The sequence below is a fragment of the Pedobacter sp. 22163 genome (assembly GCF_052045595.1).
Classification (GTDB): domain Bacteria; phylum Bacteroidota; class Bacteroidia; order Sphingobacteriales; family Sphingobacteriaceae; genus Pedobacter.
This window is the reverse complement of the sequence record NZ_JBQEPM010000006.1, coordinates 20,189-38,647: the sequence shown is the minus strand read 5'-3', so window position 1 is coordinate 38,647 and position 18,459 is coordinate 20,189. Positions and strand designations below refer to the sequence as shown.

Annotated in this window: 12 protein-coding genes; 5 read left to right on the top strand and 7 right to left on the bottom strand. The window is 38.2% G+C overall.

Annotated features, from left to right (window positions below; translation table 11 throughout):
* Nucleotides 1-47 precede the first annotated feature (47 nt).
* The gene (ade, locus tag ACTJKN_RS16195; RefSeq protein WP_440826611.1) at nucleotides 48-1,685 is read left to right on the top strand and encodes an adenine deaminase; all 1,638 of its coding nucleotides are present in this window, start codon (nucleotides 48-50) and stop codon (nucleotides 1,683-1,685) included.
* 150 nt (nucleotides 1,686-1,835) lie between these two features.
* On the opposite strand, the gene ACTJKN_RS16190 is transcribed toward ade, so the two are convergent.
* From ACTJKN_RS16190 to ACTJKN_RS16180, 3 genes are all read right to left on the bottom strand, one after another.
* Nucleotides 1,836-2,444: a SprT-like domain-containing protein gene (locus ACTJKN_RS16190; RefSeq protein WP_440826609.1), complete on the bottom strand. Its 609-nt coding sequence runs from the start codon at nucleotides 2,442-2,444 to the stop codon at nucleotides 1,836-1,838.
* Between the two features lie 102 nt (nucleotides 2,445-2,546).
* Nucleotides 2,547-2,924: a GxxExxY protein gene (locus ACTJKN_RS16185; protein ID WP_440826608.1), complete on the bottom strand. Its 378-nt coding sequence runs from the start codon at nucleotides 2,922-2,924 to the stop codon at nucleotides 2,547-2,549.
* A gap of 84 nt (nucleotides 2,925-3,008) precedes the next feature.
* Nucleotides 3,009-5,276, bottom strand: a complete 2,268-nt coding sequence (locus ACTJKN_RS16180; protein ID WP_440826606.1) for a helix-turn-helix domain-containing protein — start codon at nucleotides 5,274-5,276, stop codon at nucleotides 3,009-3,011.
* Nucleotides 5,277-5,670: 394 nt separating this feature from the next.
* Here ACTJKN_RS16180 and ACTJKN_RS16175 point away from each other — a divergent pair, with 394 nt between their 5' ends.
* Nucleotides 5,671-7,254 carry a peptide chain release factor 3 gene (locus ACTJKN_RS16175; RefSeq protein ID WP_029274134.1) on the top strand — a complete coding sequence of 528 codons (1,584 nt, stop codon included), beginning with the start codon at nucleotides 5,671-5,673 and terminating at the stop codon, nucleotides 7,252-7,254.
* 93 nt (nucleotides 7,255-7,347) lie between these two features.
* Here the strand turns inward: ACTJKN_RS16175 and ACTJKN_RS16170 are convergent, their stop codons facing one another.
* Complete coding sequence (locus ACTJKN_RS16170) at nucleotides 7,348-8,388, bottom strand: helix-turn-helix transcriptional regulator (protein ID WP_440826604.1); 1,041 nt, start codon at nucleotides 8,386-8,388, stop codon at nucleotides 7,348-7,350.
* A 986-nt stretch (nucleotides 8,389-9,374) separates the two neighbouring features.
* On the opposite strand from ACTJKN_RS16170, the gene ACTJKN_RS16165 reads away from it, so the two are divergent.
* Together ACTJKN_RS16165 and ACTJKN_RS16160 are read left to right on the top strand one after the other, a co-directional pair.
* Nucleotides 9,375-10,472 carry a slipin family protein gene (locus ACTJKN_RS16165; RefSeq protein ID WP_440826602.1) on the top strand — a complete coding sequence of 366 codons (1,098 nt, stop codon included), beginning with the start codon at nucleotides 9,375-9,377 and terminating at the stop codon, nucleotides 10,470-10,472.
* 64 nt (nucleotides 10,473-10,536) lie between these two features.
* Entirely contained in the window at nucleotides 10,537-11,961 is a 1,425-nt protein-coding gene (locus ACTJKN_RS16160; RefSeq protein WP_440826600.1) for an RtcB family protein, read from the top strand.
* A 219-nt stretch (nucleotides 11,962-12,180) separates the two neighbouring features.
* On the opposite strand, the gene ACTJKN_RS16155 is transcribed toward ACTJKN_RS16160, so the two are convergent.
* Nucleotides 12,181-13,434 (bottom strand): pyridoxal phosphate-dependent aminotransferase, encoded by a 1,254-nt coding sequence (locus tag ACTJKN_RS16155; protein ID WP_440826598.1) that lies wholly within the window; start codon nucleotides 13,432-13,434, stop codon nucleotides 12,181-12,183.
* Between the two features lie 28 nt (nucleotides 13,435-13,462).
* Nucleotides 13,463-14,794 (bottom strand): argininosuccinate lyase, encoded by a 1,332-nt coding sequence (gene argH, locus ACTJKN_RS16150; protein WP_440826596.1) that lies wholly within the window; start codon nucleotides 14,792-14,794, stop codon nucleotides 13,463-13,465.
* 188 nt (nucleotides 14,795-14,982) lie between these two features.
* Between argH and ACTJKN_RS16145 the strand changes: the two genes are divergently transcribed.
* Nucleotides 14,983-17,826, top strand: a complete 2,844-nt coding sequence (locus ACTJKN_RS16145) for an alpha/beta hydrolase family protein (RefSeq protein WP_440826594.1) — start codon at nucleotides 14,983-14,985, stop codon at nucleotides 17,824-17,826.
* A 61-nt stretch (nucleotides 17,827-17,887) separates the two neighbouring features.
* Here ACTJKN_RS16145 and ACTJKN_RS16140 read toward each other — a convergent pair whose 3' ends face one another.
* Nucleotides 17,888-18,451 carry a hypothetical protein gene (locus ACTJKN_RS16140; protein ID WP_440826592.1) on the bottom strand — a complete coding sequence of 188 codons (564 nt, stop codon included), beginning with the start codon at nucleotides 18,449-18,451 and terminating at the stop codon, nucleotides 17,888-17,890.
* Nucleotides 18,452-18,459 lie beyond the last annotated feature (8 nt).

The window sequence follows — 18,459 nt, the reverse complement described above, 5'->3', positions numbered from 1 at the left end:
TAATTCCGTGCCAATCAGTGTTTCCGTGGCTAATTTATATAAACAGCATGAGCAATTTTAAAGTCGAAGGGAATATCATCAACATCACAAAGCGGAATATTTTCTTTGGCGAAGTAGCCGTTGAGGATGGAAAAATAAAATCAATCTCAAAAATTTCTGAGCAGAAAGAAGGAGCACATTTTATCTCACCAGGCTTTATAGATAGCCATGTGCATATTGAAAGCAGCATGTTAATTCCAAGTGAATTTGCGCGGTTAGCAGTAGTTCATGGAACGGTTTCCACAATTAGCGATCCACACGAAATTGCCAACGTTTGTGGAATGGAAGGTGTAGAATTTATGATTGAAAATGGCAATACTGTACCTTTTAAATTTAATTTCGGTGCACCAAGCTGTGTTCCAGCAACTATTTTTGAGACGGCCGGAGCTGAATTGGATCATGATGATGTAAAATCACTTTTAGAACGTCCAGAAATAAAATACCTGAGCGAAATGATGAATTTCCCAGGCGTACTTTATAGAGATGAAGAAGTTTTAAAAAAGATTGCTGCTGCGCACCAGTTGGGTAAACCTGTTGATGGACATGCCCCAGGCTTACGTGGCGATGCTGTTCAACAATACATCAATGCCGGAATCTCTACCGACCATGAATGTTTTACTTCAGATGAAGCGCTGGATAAATTGCAACGTGGCATGAAAATCCTTATCCGAGAAGGAAGCGCGGCCAAAAATTTTGAGGCGCTGATCGATCTATTGAATGATTGGCCGGAAATGATGATGTTCTGCAGCGATGATAAACATCCTGACAGCTTAGTCGAAAACCATATTAATCAGCTCTGTGTCAGGGCAGCAGAAAAAGGGATCAATATATTCAATATACTGCGGGCAGCCTGCATCAACCCTATTCTTCACTATAAATTAGATGTCGGCTCACTTCAGATCAATGATGATGCAGATTTTATCGTGCTGGAAGATTTAAAAACATTCAAGGTTAAACAAACCTATATTGATGGTTTGTTGCTTGCCGAAAATGGCAAGGTGGTAGGCGATTGGGTAAAACATGTCGAAGATCGCGAATCAGTAAACCATTTCGATTGCAGTTTGAAAAAGGAAGAAGATTTTATTTATCCATTCACCGGACAAAAAGAAATTCCAGTTATCGAAGCATTGGATGGACAATTGATTACCAACAGGCTATCTTCGAAACCGAAAGTTTTAAAGCAAAATGTCATCAGCGATCTGGAAAATGATGTTTTGAAAATGGTGGTGGTAAACCGTTATCATGACGCGCCTATTGCAATATCCTTCGTAAAAAACTTTGGCTTAAAACAAGGTGCCATTGCATCAAGTGTTGCACACGATAGTCATAACATTATTGCCGTCGGCGTAGATGATAAAAGCATCTGTGAAGCCGTAAATCTGGTGATTAATGAAACCGGTGGTGTAGTGGCACTGGGGAATGGAAAAAAAGAAGTTTTAGCTTTACCGGTAGCAGGTTTAATGAGCAACCATAACGGCTATCAGGTTGCAGAAAGTTATACCTCAATAGATCAATTTGCAAAGGATTTAGGCTCTACCTTGCTTGCCCCTTTTATGACCCTTTCTTTTATGGCCTTATTGGTGATTCCGCACTTAAAACTAAGCGATAAAGGTTTATTTGATGGGGATGGGTTTAAGTTTGTGTAGCTGATTTGTCATTCTGAGCGCAGCGAAGAATCTGTTTACTATTGACACCTCAAATGGCATTAATCTAAAGTATCTTCAAACGCAAAATGTAATTGCAGAGTTATGTTGCAAAAGATTCTTCATTGCATTCAGAATGACAGCAAATTAATCTCATTCCACCACAAAAACCTCCGCCAAAGGATTAAACAGATATAGCCGTTTATCATCTAAACAAATACAACGGTACCGCTTCCTAATCCGTTCGCCTTTGGTAAAACGCCGGCCATCTTTAATTTTAAAGTTGGTATTAATGGGTAGCTGCTCTAAATGCAAAGTCTCGGTTTTATTGCTATCGTATTTTTTTAGGGCCCGCGATAAATGCAGATCAGAACAGCTGGATGCCGCAGGGTTCGACATATAATTATCAATCGCTTTGTGGATATCGGCTGGAAAGATATTCAGTTCAAAAAAGGGAACCATCATCCGCTGAAAGTTCTTCTTCCACTCTGTGCCATGCGGCTTTACTTTATTCTTGAAATCGTTCCAGGTGAGTAAATGCGCGAACTCGTGTACGGTAGTAACCAGAAAGGCATAATGATTGAGGTTAAAATTCACCGAAATGCGGTGCCCTTTGCCCTGATAAGGATGGCGGTAATCGCCCAATTTTGTAGAACGGGTTTTGGAAATCTTAAATTCGCACTGAAAATAATCTATCCATTTTGCAATTAGCGGTGCCGCTGGTTCGGGCATGTACTGCGCTAAAACTTTAACCTTTTCCATTTAACCGCAAAGTTCGCAAAGTTTTTCGCAAAGAAACAAAATATTCATATAGCTTTTAACCACAGAGGGCATTGAGTTTGCACAGAGAAAACAGAGGCAATTTTAATAACCATTTACTACACGCTTAATTCCATCTTTTAATCTTAAAACATTAAAATTCATTAATAGCCCGAATCTATATCCTCCTAATTTCATATAGGTTAACATTTGTGCAAGATGAATATCATGTAGGGAATCTATACTTTTCAATTCTAAAACCAGTCTATCCTCAACTAAGATATCAATTCGATAACCACAATCCAACTTTACATCTTCAAATCGCAGGGGCATTATTTTTTCTTTTTCAACCTGAAAACCTGCTTTATCAATTTTATAAAACAAACATTCTTTGTAAGCACTTTCAAGTAATCCCGGACCAAGACCTGTATGAACATCTATAGCCAAACCAATAATGGTCCTTGTTAATAAATCCTCTTTCATAATACTTAGTGTTCTCCGTGCCTTACTCTGTTCTCTCTGTGGTAAAAAAAAAATCCTCGAATTTCTTTGCGGTTAAACCTAAGGTTATTCCTCTGATGGGAACAACGATGCCAAGACTAGCTTGATCTCTCCAAAAGAATAATCTTTACCTAAAAACTCCCTTATTGTGGCCATAGATTTTGTTTTCTGACTTTCAATTGCATCGGTAATGTTTTTGATTTTATTGGCTTTTACCAGTTTGGTTACATCCAATTGTTGTGTAGAAACATAATAAGCCAGATGCCCTTCAATGGTACCGGCAGAAAAGCCACGCTCTTTTGCAATTTCGTCGATAGTTTTGCCCTGCTCATAAAGCTCAAAGCTCACTAACTTGGTATCAATCTTTGGCTCTTTTTTCTTTTTCTCTGCTGCAGATTTTACTTTAAGTGTTTCTCCTTTTAGCTGAATGGCTTTTTGGAGCTGATTGTTTCTTTCGACCGTATTTAACAATGCGTCGGTGTCGGCTTTGCTAAATTCTTTCCCAGCAATGAGCGCTTGCAACAATGCTTTACTTTTATGCATTTTTTTCAATTGCTCATACACCAAAATTTCGAGTTCTAACAGTTCTGTAACATAAGTTTTAATCTGCTTTTCTTCTTTTATCACTTCAATTTGGGTCAGAAAACGATCAGAAATTTCCTTAACTAAAGGATTAAAATATTTTAATGCTGCCTCTACCCTTTTCGATACATTAAATAAAGTATGTTCGGTTTGCTGTGCGAACAGGTTTTTAAGCTGATTAACAAACGTATCGGCCGTAGCTGTGATTTTTTGAAAGTCGGTATAAATGGTATCGGTCCAATCTTCGTGCCTTTGCTTAGCTGATTTTTCGCTTTTATCAAAAGTCTGACGGTGTTCCTTTAAGTAATAGCGGATCAGGTTCAGATCGAATGCCGCAAGTAAATAACTGCGGATAAAGGTATAACTCTCTATACTGATCTGCTCGTTTAGCACCTCAGAAGGTTGTTTTGTTTTAGAGAAGTAGTGCACATTTTGGTCCTGTTGCAAACCACTCTCGCGAAGATGAGAAGTTAAAACCAAACCTTTCAGGGATCGTAAACGCGATAAGGCAACATAGGCTTGACCAGGTGCAAAAGCATCACCTACATCAATAATGGCCTTATCAAAGGTTAAACCTTGACTTTTATGCACGGTGATGGCCCAGGCCAGCTTAATCGGGTATTGAATAAATGAACCTGCTACATTTTCTTTAATTTCGTTGGTTGCTTCATCCAATTTATATTTAACATTCTCCCAGGTGTAGGGCGAAATCTGGATCACCATTTTATCTTCAGGCAGTTCGATTTCAACTACATCCTTTTCGATGTGGTGCACCACTCCGATCTTACCATTGTAATACCGCTTTTCGGCAGTCATGTCATTTTTAATGAACATTACCTGTGCACCTACCTTTAATTCTAAACTTTTATCATTCGGGTAAGCATATTCATTAAATTCACCCTGAATCTTTGCATCAAAAAAGTAAGATTTGGTTTTCAGCTGTGTTAACCTTTCACGGTTAATGCTATCAGCTTTATTGTTATGGGTGGTTAAAGTGATATAATTTTCATCTGCCGAGGGTTTAAAATCCTGTTTGAAATGCTGCCTGAGCAAGGCTGTATCTTGTGCGGTGATTTTGTTGTTCCGTAGGTTGTTGAGCAGATCGATAAAAACAGCATCATCCTGACGGTAAATTTTATCCAGTTCGATATAAACCGGTGGATTATCCTGCAGGGCCAGCGCATCGAAGAAATAAATACTCTTATAAAATTTGGCCATAATGCGCCACTCGTCATTTTTTACCACCGGAGGTAACTGGTGCAGGTCGCCTATAAACAATAACTGTACCCCGCCGAATGGAAGGTTTCTGTTCCTCCGTACATAACGCAAGGCAAAATCTATGGCATCGAGCATATCGGCCCGCAACATACTTACCTCATCGATAACAAGTAACTCCAGTTCCTGCAACATGCGGCGCTTATTGCCCTGCATGTTTAAGTGTTTAACTAAAGTTTTGGGCGTATTGAAGTTAAAATTGATATTTTCATTGATCAAGGCGCCAGCAGCATCAGGGAAAAAAGCCCCAAAAGGAAGTTGAAAAAGCGAATGGATAGTTACCCCGGCTGCATTGATTGCAGCAATACCCGTTGGTGCCACAATTAAGGCTTTTTTATGCGTAAGCTGAATGAGTTTCCGTAGAAAAGTTGTTTTACCTGTTCCTGCTTTTCCGGTTAAGAAAACGTGTTTTGAGGTATAATTAACGAATTTAGCCGCAATTTCTGCGGGCATAGAAGTTTCTTCCAAAGTAGGCATCGGCAGTAAAATTTTAGTCAACAATAAACGGAGGGATGAATAAAGCTAAACATTTTAGCACAAAACTAAACAATGATTAGTGAGAAATTTTAAAATTTATTGGATAATTTTTGATTTGAGCCCTGTTTAGCAGATAAAGTATTTAATTATCGGGAATAAAACCCTCAATAGAATTACTGGAGCAGTAACCTAAACCTGCCATAACAAAAGAACCGTTGCTACTGCTTTTCAAAAACAATAAACACGCAACCTATTTTCAATTAAACAATTAACCTATTCAAACTTTAAGCAAATTCCTTATCTTTGCGGCCTGATGAAACAACAATATTCAAATCTTATCGCTGTTAAATTCCTTTAACAAGGTTTCATCACTCTTTATACCCAAAATTTTATTATGCTTAACCCTGAAATAGAAAAACGTAAAACCTTTGCCATTATTAGCCACCCCGATGCGGGCAAAACCACACTGACAGAAAAATTTCTACTTTTTGGTGGTGCTATTAATACTGCTGGTGCGGTAAAAAGGAACAAAGCAAATCAGAGTAATACCTCCGATTTTATGGAGATCGAAAAGCAGCGTGGTATCTCGGTTGCGACTTCAGTAATGGGTTTCGAGTATAGTGGTAAACGCATCAATATTCTCGATACACCTGGTCACAAAGATTTCGCGGAAGATACCTACAGAACTTTATCGGCGGTTGATAGTGTGATTTTGGTGGTAGACTGTGTAAAGGGCGTGGAGGAACAGACCGAAAAACTGATGTCGGTTTGCCGGATGCGCAACACCCCGGTAATTATCTTCATCAACAAAATGGACCGTGAAGGTAAAGAGGCTTACGATTTATTGGATGAAATTGAAGAAAAATTAAATATCAGCCTTTGCCCACTTTCATGGCCTATCGGACAGGGACATACTTTTAAAGGTGTTTACAGCATTTATAACAAACATTTAAATTTATTCAATTCGGATAAAACCAAAGTAACCGATTCGGTTGTGGCGGCAAGCGATTTAAATGATCCATCTTTACTGAATTACCTTAAAGAAAACGAAATCAATACCCTTAAAGACGACGTTGAATTGGTTGACGGTATCTACGGTAAGATAGATAAGGATTTATATACCGATGGTTTGGTTGCACCAGTGTTTTTTGGCAGTGCGATTAACAACTTCGGGATAAAAGAGCTTTTAGATACATTTATCGATATCGCTCCAAGCCCTCGTCACCGTGAAGCTGAAGAGCGTGATGTATTGGTTGAAGAGAAAAATTTCAGTGGCTTTGTATTTAAGATCCACGCCAATTTAGATCCTAAACACCGCGACAGGATTGCCTTTCTAAGGATCTGCTCCGGCAAGTTTGAACGTAATAAATTTTATTACCATACCCGCCAGGATAAGAAACTAAAATTCTCTAATCCGATGGACTTTATGGCGAACGAAAAAAGCATTGTTGAAGAGGCATGGCCAGGTGATGTGGTGGGTTTATACGATAGTGGTAACTTCAAAATCGGCGATACTTTAACCGAAGGTGAAAAACTGCAGTTTAAAGGTATCCCTAGTTTCTCCCCATCTATTTTTAAAGAGGTTGAAAATATGGACCCAATGCGTACCAAACAACTGGAAAAAGGTATTGAGCAGTTAACCGACGAAGGAGTTGCACAGTTATTCGTGATGCAGCCTGGAAACAGGAAAGTGATCGGTGCAGTGGGTGAACTTCAGTTTGAGGTAATCAACTTCAGGTTAGAGCACGAATATGGTGCAAAATGTCGTTTCCGTACCTTAAGTTATACCCGTTCGAGCTGGGTAACTTCTACCGACAGAAAGAAACTGGATGAATTTGTAAAACGTAAACAACAGCACATCGGTTTCGATAAAGAAGCCAATCCGGTATATTTGGCGGATAGTGAATACATGATCAATTTAACAAAACAGGACTATCCTGATATCGACTTCCATAAAACAAGCGAGTTTAAAAGCTAGAATTGAATGAGAGAATTTGAGAATGATTGAATGAGGAAATGTTGGATGAGCGAATTTATTAATAGAGTTGCCTACATCCTCTCATTCAATCATTCAAAATTCATTTATATCCATCTCTTCTTTAGTTTCGTATTGACTAAAAGTTTGTTCTAAACGCTTTTTAATTTTTGAAATCAACAATCGTGGCGAAAGCACTTTAACACACTCTCCAAAGCCTAAAATTTCGCGCTCCAGTTCGTAGTTTAGTACCACATCGATCCTAAAAGTTGTTGTTTTCTCGTTCTTACTTAATACTATTTGCGATTGATGAATCGGTTTCGTTACCACGTAAGGCGCATGATCATTTGTAAATTCGAGGATCACTTTCTGTGCACGGTCACGTTCGCTTTTGGTTACGCCAATTAAATCATCGTAATACCGATCGAAATCTACGCCTTGATAACTTACAAACTCTTCGTTAGGCAATTCCTGAAATTCTACTATCCTATCCAATGCCAAATTTAAGATTCCCGGCCGCTTTTTCGCTTTACAGATCAAAAACCATCTGTTGCGGTATTCTTTTAACAGATACGGATAGTAAATTCCCTGTTGTGATTGTTGCGCCTTGAAAGATTTATATTCTATTAATAAAGATCGTTTGTTTAAAACCGCTTGATACAAGGACGGAATACATTCTAAACCTTTAACCAGCTTATTACTTTCCAATTGAATATTATTGCCACTCTGTTTGGTCGATTTGTAGAGGTTATTTTCTAAACGGGCAATCATATCGCTCATTTCGTCGAAATAATTGAAGGCATTAAACTGTTTCAGTACACCTACAATTTCTTTCATTTTATCTACATCAGCGTTATTGATCGGTGCTTTGGTAATACTAAAACCAGAATCTTCGTAGGCATAAAAGCGTTTATCCTTCACCACAATCGGCGCATTATAGCCAAGCTTATCACTCCGCATGAGCTGGATATCTGCCTGAATCGTTCGCTTGCTCACCCCGGTGGTAATCCCTTCGAGCTCATACAGGGTTGCCGACACCTTTTCGATAAGATCATCTAGTGTCCATTTACGGTAACGGTTCTTCAAACAATCGTCGATGGTTTTATACCGGATAAGCGCCAATTTATTTACTGCCATTTTTAATCAATTTGAGTTTCAAGCAAAACATCTGATCGAAAAGCTTAACTAAATATAGCAAAGCATTTATCATCTACGCAATACAACTGCGTAATTGAAGGATAAAAGTAAAAATATAATGGGTAAATTAAATTTATAACTCTAATTATCAGATACTTAATGATTTAATAACAAAATAAATTTCACTGCGCAAATTGGCCGCGCAGTGGTGGTGGCATCTTTGTAATGTCGCCAGTCGATAAAGTTCTTTGATAAATATTAATAACACAATATGATTGACAGAAACAGTTTACTGTTCTAAATGATATGCGCTCTCGTTTATGAAGCCCCTGTTCGGGATACGCCGGACAGGGTTACATTAATAGTGGTTATCATAATCAGATTGATATAAAGAAATCCCGAAAGGGATGGCAATACTAAATAAAACTTATCCAATGTTGTGGGTTTCGGAATAGCCCCAAAGTATTCGGGCAAATTGCGTAGAATATACTGATAAGAATTATGATAGATTGTCTAAAACACGTTGTGTGTCGTGGGTTCGAATCCCACTTCCGAGCAATCGGAATAATTCAGGGGTAGAATAACAACAAAACCATGCAGGTTCGAATCCTGCTTCCAACCATCACTTGGAATAGCTAATTGGTAAGCGTTTAGGACTCAAACTCCAAAACAAAAAGAAGAGCAACTTTTAAAATCGCTCAAAAGAACAGCATTGTAAAACCGCATTCGGCTTTAAGATTTTTAATAAATCTGAAATGCAATTTGCCTTTTGCTTTGAAAGTAAAAAAGATGAAAGAGCTGATTTAAAAATCAAATCTCGCTGAAAAATTTATTTAAGTCCTCGGATTTACCTACTTGCTAAAGCTTGATTTCATTCTTAAAAACATCCAGATTCAATTTGCTTCCGCAAGAAAAAAATGAATGTGCTTTTGCAATGCCTTGTAAAACAAAAATTAAATAATTATAAATCTTAACATCAAAAAAACATGAAAAGAGTAACAATTAACACCAATTATGTTGGATTGGTGTTTAAAAAAGGAAAATTAAAAAATGTTTTAACAGCTGGAACTTACTGGTTAGGTTTCGGTGAAGACATGATTTTGTATGATATGGCAAAAGAGTACTATTACACGGTTGCCGAATTGGATATCTTATTGGAAAATACAGATTTTGTGAATTTAATTCACTTGGTAAGTGTTGCCGATAATGAATTGGCCTTGGTTTATCAAAACAAAAATTTCAAGAACGTTTTAACGGCTGGCAGACATGCCGTCTGGAAAGGTTTGTCTGCATATAACTTTATTAAAGTAGATATCAGTAACATCAAAATTGATGAAAGCATTGATAAAAATTTGTTAGAGAAAGCACCATTATTGAATTACATCAGGGCCTATAAAGTAGAATCTTTCGAAAAAGCTTTGTTATTTATCGATGGTAAATTTGAAAACGTATTGGAAGCAGGAAACTATGTTTACTGGAAAAACAGTACGACTGTTCAAATTTTGAAAACCGATATGAGGCAATTGAATATGGAAATCATCGGACAAGAAATTTTAACCAAAGATAAAGCACAATTGAGGGTAAATTTCAGTATTCAATATAAAGTTGATGACATCATCAAAGCATTATTGGAGAACAAAGAATTTGAAAAACAATTGTACATCACCATGCAATTGGCGTTAAGAGAATGTATTGGCTTAATGACTTTTGACGAATTGATGGAAAGCAAAGAAAAAATTGCCGAAATGGTAATGGCCATCACCTTGGATAAGGTTGAAAACTTGGGTGTAAAATTAACCAACTGTGGTGTTAAAGACATCGTTTTACCTGGTGATGTTAAAGAAATCATGAACCAGGTTTTAGTGGCCGAAAAAAGAGCCCAAGCCAATATCATTACCCGGAGAGAAGAAACGGCCTCAACCAGAAGTTTGTTAAATACGGCTAAATTGATGGAAGACAATGCTATGTTGTATAAGTTGAAAGAGATGGAGTATGTGGAGAAAATCGCAGAAAAAATCAACAACATCAGCTTATCGGGTAGTGGACAAATTGTAGATCAATTGAAACAAATCTTCGTAAAATAAATTAAATTTAGAAACCCCCTCGGTTAGGTGAGTATTACCTGCCGGGGATTGAACAAGAAATAAAATGAACAACAACATAACAGGGAAAGACCTTATAGAAATAGGTTATTCCGAAGGAAAAATAGTAGGCCTGGCTTTAGATATCCTAAAAGAAAATTTTGCGGATATTGAGGAAAAAGAATTACTGGCCTTATTTAAAAAAGTAAAAGATTATCCGGAAAGTTTTTTGGATGACGAAATATTAAATGTATTGGCAACCGCTGTGATCGAGGAAGCCAATCCAAAATCAGATGGAACCATTGAATTGATCAAAAACGCTAAGGACTATTCAATTTTTGGTGCTGATTATATAGAAGAAGGAGCCAGAAATCAAATGGATATTGCCATGAAATTGCCTGTTTCGGTAGCCGGGGCATTAATGCCTGATGCCCACCAGGGCTATGGTTTGCCCATTGGCGGTGTATTGGCCACCAGAAATACAATTATCCCTTATGGTGTAGGGGTAGATATCGGTTGTAGAATGGCTCTAAGTATTTTCGATATCCCAGAGAAACATTATTTCGGGAAAGATGCAATGTATAAACGCGAGTTAATTGCTTTCACCAAATTTGGTGCAGGTCAAAATTTTAAAGGTAATGAAAGAGCTGATCATGACGTTTTAGAAAATGACGCATTTAACTCCACGCCCTTTCTTAAAAATTTACACGGAAAAGCTTGGGCACAACTGGGGACTTCGGGTGGTGGAAATCACTTTGTAGAATGGGGGATTATTGATTTTGTCGAACGCGACGAGATTTTAAATATCGATAAAGGCCGTTACGTAGCATTATTGACCCATTCGGGTTCCCGTGGTTTTGGCGCAACCATTGCAGGTCATTACACCAAACTGGCAAAAGAGATCTGTAAACTCCCAAAAGAGGCTGCAAACCTGGCTTATTTAGATCTAAATTCTGCCGAAGGACAAGAGTATTGGATTGCCATGAACTTGGCTGGCGATTATGCTTCTGCCTGTCATGAAGTGATCCATAAAAGATTAACCAAAGCGATTGGTGCTAAAGTTTTGGCCAAGGTAGAAAACCACCATAATTTTGCATGGAAAGAAATGTTTGATGGGGAAGAAGTAATTGTGCACCGAAAGGGTGCTACACCTGCAGGTAAAGGTGTGATGGGGATTATTCCAGGAAGTATGACCGCTCCAGGATTTTTGGTTAGGGGAAAAGGCGAAATGAGTGCGATCAATTCAGCATCTCATGGAGCAGGACGTCAAATGAGCCGAACCAAAGCGATTCAATCGATTACCAAATCGGATATGAAAGCCATTTTAAAAGATCATAACGTTACCTTAATCGGAGCAGGTTTAGATGAAGCGCCAATGGCCTATAAAGACATTAACAAAGTGATGGCAGCACAAACTGAACTGGTTGATGTAGTGGCCAAATTTGAACCAAAAATGGTGAGAATGGCTGATGATGGAAGTAGAGAGGACTAGTTGGAAGTTTTTAAGTTTGGGGTCTTGAGTCCAAAGTCCTTAGTCGGAAGTTAAATCGTCATTGCGAGAAGGAACGACGAAGCAATCTTATAACTTAAGGTCATAGCGACCGCGTTAGGATTGCTTCGTGCCTCGCAATGACGATCATTTGTAGAAATTAATTAGAATAAAAAAACCTCTTCAAATTAACTGTAGAGGTTTTCTTATATGCTTAGAATCTTATTTTAACTTACTCAAAGCGGTTTTAATCCTTGGTAACATATCTTTGATATCCTGCAAGGTACAAGCCCCAACCGAAGCCCTGAACCAAGGCATACTGTCTTCATTTCCAAACGCAGAGAATGGAACCAAAGCTGCTCCGGCTTCTTTGATCAGGTAAAAATTTACATCTGCACTGTCTTTTAAAAGCTGACCATCTTCAGTAGTTTTCCCGATATAATCAATTTTGATTGTTAAATAAATTGCACCCATTGGTTCAACAGCATCAACATTAAAACCCTCAGCTTTTAATTCGTTAAAGCCATTATAAAGTGCGTTTAAGCTATCTTGAATCTGGCCTTTAAAACTTGTCAAAAAATTATCAACCTGTGCTTTATCGTTAAAATAATTAGACATAGCCACTTGCTCGGCTTTTGGCGCCCAGGCACCCATATGACCGACCAAAGCTTTCATTCTATTGATAATATCCTCCGGACCAAAACCCCAGCCTACACGTACACCCGTTGCAGCCAAACATTTCGAGCTACCATCAACAAAAACGGTAAAAGGACGCATTGCAGGGCGCAAAGAAACTGGGTTTACATGCTCTTTTCCGAAAGTTAAAAGCGAATAAATCTGATCATACATCATGTATAACGGTTTTTCATCAGCTCCACGTGAGGCATTTTCTTCTAAAACGGCATCACAGATTTCAGCTAAGGAATCTGCATCAAACATGGTTCCTGTTGGGTTTAATGGCGAACACAAGGCCAATAAAGTTGCTCCTTTTAAATGCGGTTTTAATTGCGCTGCTGTTGGCATAAAATTATGCGCAGCATCAGTTTCTACCGCAATTGTTTTTGCCGAAGTTAAGTGAGAATAGTGGTTGTTGTTCCAAGATGGAGCGGGGAAAACCACAGTATCTCCAGGATCGATCAAAGCCAGGTAAGTAGCATAAATTAACGGACGTGAACCGCCAGAAACTAAAATGCTATTGGTGTTGTACTCCAACCCAAATCTATCCTTTAATAATTCTGAAACCGTTTCGCGCAAAGGCAAAACACCATCAGCAGGCGGATAATTGGTTTGGTTGGCATTGTACGCATCAACAATTCCAGCTTTTAATTCAGTTGGGATTGGGTAAATGTTTGCGTCAAAATCGCCTATGGTTAAATTAGCGATTGAAGCACCTTTACGCTTCATTTCGTTAACTTCATTACCGATTTTTATAATTTCTGAGCCAATTAATGAACTGGCTAATACTGAAACTTTCATATATTATTATTTATTATCACCTTTATAATTAGCGAATTAAATCTTCTATTGCTTTATTCACTTTTCCGAAGCCAAACTGAGATAATACCCCATGCATTGCTGCTGCAATCTGCTCGTTACAAAGGTTGCCGATGCTTCCCTCATGCGTATGATGTATTTGGCCAGATGGTGCAAAACTACCATTTTCTATCTGTTCGCCAACAATTTTATAAGCCTCTCTAAATGGAACACCTTGGAGCGCCAGATCATTCACTACTTCAACGCTAAACAGGTAATCGTATTTTTTATCTTTCAAAATATCATCCTTTATCGTGATGTTCTGGAACATAAAAGTAGCGATCTCCAAACATTCGTTTAAAGAAGTAATCGCCGGAAATAAATTTTCTTTTAGCAATTGCAAATCGCGGTGATAACCTGATGGCAGATTGGTAATCATCATGGCAATTTCATTCGGCAAAGCCTGAATTTTATTGCAACGCGAACGGATCAACTCAAAAACATCAGGGTTTTTCTTGTGTGGCATAATACTCGAACCTGTGGTAAGCTCTGCCGGAAAACTAATAAATCCGAAATTTTGATTGATGAACAAACACACATCCATCGCCATTTTAGCTAAAGTTGCTGCAACTGCACTCATTGCCTGAGCTAAAATTCTTTCCGTTTTACCTCTGCCCATCTGCGCATAAACTACATTATAGTTTAAGCTTTCAAAACCCAGCAAATTAGTTGTCAAAGTCCTGTTTAAAGGGAATGACGAGCCATAACCTGCTGCAGAGCCCAGAGGATTTTTATTGCAGATTTTCCAGGCAGCCAACATCAGCTCCATATCATCTGCCAGGCTTTCGGCATAAGCCCCAAACCACAAGCCAAAAGACGATGGCATAGCAATCTGCAAATGTGTATAGCCAGGCATCAATTTATCTTTGTGCGTATTGCTCAGCTCAATTAGTTCATTAAACAAAGTTGAAGTTTGGCCAACCATATCTTCGATGCAAGCCCTAAAGAACAGTTTCAAATCAACCAGCACCTGATCGTTGCGCGACCGGCCACTATGGATTTTCTTGCCTGCTTCGCCAATACGCTGCGTAAGCAACCACTCCACCTGTGAGTGTACATCTTCTACACTGTCTTCGATGGTGAAATTTCCAGCTTCAATTTCAGCGTAAATGTTTTTCAACTCTTGTTGAACCGTCTTCAGTTCTTCAGCTGTTAGCAAATTAATGGTTTCTAACATCTGTGTATGCGCCAAAGAACCCAATACATCAAACTTTGCCATTTGCAGATCCAGTTCACGGTCTTTACCAACCGTAAAACGCTCTACAAACTGATTTACATCTATATTTTTTTGCCAGATTTTCATTCTTGTGATTGCTCTATTTTATACCTGCACAAAGGCAGTCGAAATACCCGCAAAAGTACAACAAATACATTAGAAATCAGGAATGAGATTGATTGTAATGCACATTAAAACGCCAATAAACTCAATTTTATATGGCTACTCATAATTCTTGGTTTAAAAGCTTATTTTCGTATAAACTTAAACTTATTATGAAATCCCTAAAACTGTTCTCCACCGTTTTTTTCATGCTTGTAATACACAATCTGCAGGCACAGGAAAAACCAGCATTAGGCTGGAAAGATGTTTCTAAATGGACCTTTAACAGACCTGCTACCTTATCGCCCAACGGTGAATGGATTGCCCTGGCCAGCGGACCGGTTGAGGGAGATCTAAAGATGACGATCAGAAAAACCAATGATACTTTAAGCCGCAACTACCCAATTGGTGCAACGGCTAATAGCATCTCATTTTCAAACGATTCAAAATTTGCTGCTTTTAAAGTTGCACTTAAGGATAGCGAAGCCAAAGCAGCGAAGAAAACAAACAAACCGGTTTATGATAAACTCTTATTGGTTTCGCTGAGTGATAACAAACAGACGACTTTCGAAAAGGTAAAAAGTTTTAGCTTTTCTGAGAAATCACCTGAATGGATTGCCATCCAATTTGCTCCGGCAGAAAATGCTTCTAAAGAGAAAGATGCACCAAAAGGTACCGATGTACTGCTTTACAATCTTATCACCAAAAAAAGTTACAACCTCGGTAATGTTTCAGAGTTTGCATTTAACAAAACAGGAAACCAGTTTGCATATGTTATCGATGCAGCAGGGCAAAATGGAAACGGTATTTTCTTACGTGATATGAAAACAGGCATTACCACTGCACTTGATAATGATAAAGCTGTTTACCAGAAACTTGGGTGGAATGAACAGGGAACTGCGTTTGCCTTGCTAAAAGCTAATAAAAACGACAAATATAAAGATGACGTTTACAGCATGCTCGGTTTTAACAAAATCAACGGAGATTTAACAAACAAAGTAATATACAATGGTATTGACGACAAAATATTCCCAGCCAATATGGGCATCAACATCAATGCTACCCCATTCTGGTCTGACGATCAAACCGTGTTGTTCCTTGGCGTTAATACATTAACCAAAAAGGAAGAAAAGAAAGATGAAAAAAAGGAGGATAAGAAATCAGATACTTTAGCTAAGGCAAAACCTGAGGTTAAAAAAGATGATATCGAGAAACCTGATATGATTATCTGGAATTGGCAGGATAAGAGATTACAATCGGCCCAACAAACGCAAGAAATGCGTGATAAAAACTTTAGTTATTTAAGTGCTTATCGCATTGCGGATAAAAAATTCATCCAGCTTGCAGACAGCAATATGCGCTCAGTTAGTGTAAACCCGAAAAGTTTATACGCGATTGGGTACGATAATTCGAAATATGAACTGATGGGAAATTTAGATGGGCAAAGTTATGTTGACGTTTATCTGATCAACCTTAAAACCTTTGGCAAGAAATTACTATTTGAAAAAATGTATGCCTCTAACGGAGGAAGGCTTGTAGTTGCACCAAACGGAAATTTAGCCAGTTATTATGTTGACGGTGTATTTTATAGCATCAATTTAGAAAGCGGAAAAACGGCTAATCTCACCGGCAAGATTAAATCTTCTTTTGTTGATGAATTGGATGACCATAATGTAATAAAACCAGCCACACAAAACCTGGGCTGGTCAGCTGATTCTAAGTACGCATTGATTAAAGACAATTACGATTTATGGAAAATCTCTGCTGACGGGAATAGTGTTACTCCGCTATCTGATAATTGGAAAAACAAGAAAACCGAAGTAGTCACCCGTTTCCGCGTTGATGCAGATGAAAAAGGTGCTGATTTAAGCAAAGACCAGTATTTTGCAGTATTTAATACCAAAAACAAGAAAAACGGCATTGGGATTTTACCTGCAGGTAAATCTAAGATCAATATCTTGTTCCTGGATGACAATGCTTACCAAAGTTTTTCAAAAGCCGAACAAGCTAAAGTTTTTACCTATACCAAAAGTAATTTTCAGCAATCTCCTGATTATTATGTAAGTACAGCGGGCGATTTAAGTACTGCCAAAAAAGTAACCACAAATACTCCAGATCAGGCCAAATATGCATGGTCATCAGGTGTAAAACTAATTGACTATGTGAGTGCAAATGGCGATAGCTTACAAGCGGCCATTTATTTACCTGCCAATTATATTCCCGGAAAGGCTTATCCTACCATTACATACATTTATGAAAGATTAACTGATGACCTGAATACTTATACCATGCCTACATTTCCTGGTGGAGGTTTCAATAAAGCGATGTACACCAGCAATGGATATGCGGTTTTAATGCCAGATATAAAATATAAGCTAAATGATCCGGGCATGTCGGCCGTTGCCTGCGTAGTACCTGCAGTGAAAGCAGCCATTGCCACCGGAATTGTTGACGAAAAAAATGTGGCTATCCATGGTCACTCATGGGGTGGTTATCAAACTTCATTTTTAATTACTCAAACCAATATTTTTAAAGCGGCCGCAGCTGGAGCACCTTTAACCAACATGATCAGCATGTACAGCTTAATTTACTGGAATAGCGGAGGCACAAACCAAGCCATTTTCGAAGCCAGCCAAGGTAGGTTAACGCCTGGTTATTGGGACAACTGGGATGCTTTCGCACGCAACTCTCCAGTGTATCACATCAAAAAAGTACAAACCCCGTTATTGCTTTTACACAATGATAAAGATGGGGCTGTAGATTTTACCCAGGGTATTGAATATTACAACGGCTTAAGAAGGTTAAACAAACCAGTTGTGATGATTACCTATCGCGGTGAAAATCACGGAATAGCAAAATTACCAAACCGTAAAGATTATGCCGTACGGATGATGGAGTATTTCGATTATATGCTTAAAGGAAAATCTGCTCCCGAATGGTGGAGTAAAGGTGTAAACCGGTTAGATATGGAAAAACACTTAGAAGCCCGGGCTTTTGAAGCTGAGGACAATAAATAACCAGCAAAAACAAAAATGGCATTTCAGAACTGAAATGCCATTTTTGTTTTAATATTCTTTTTTATAGTCGATAACCAATTCTCAAATGCAGGTTAACGGCAAGATCATCTTCATCTTTTAAGTAACCCGCGCTTTTTGCAAAAATTCTTCTATAGCCTAATCCAATACCTGCTTCGTAATTAAAATGTTTACCTATATTCCGTCTGATTCCCCAGGTTGGCACAATTGATAAATCACTTACAATACTAATATTTTCGTAGTTTGAAATCACGAACCAATCGGGGTGATAACTCGTTTTTAACGAAAGAAAATTTCCGCTGTTACCGTCAATTCTTTTCGATTTTGCTTTCCTGTTATCCAAGTTATAATACCATCTCGGTTCGGCTGTAATAACAGGTGTAAATACATAACCCGTTTTATCATAAAAAGAACCGCCCCATATTCCGCTGTCAAAACCTAGTTCAGTTCTTAAGGCAATCTGATCCGATAACCGGGCTTCGTTGTGCACCCATATGCCTAAAAACCCAATCTGTGCACCAAAAACCGATTTTTCAACACTTGTATCTTGAGCTTTAGCTGTTTGAAATAATAAAAAAAGAGATAAAAAGAAGAGCGTTTTTTTCATAAAAATAA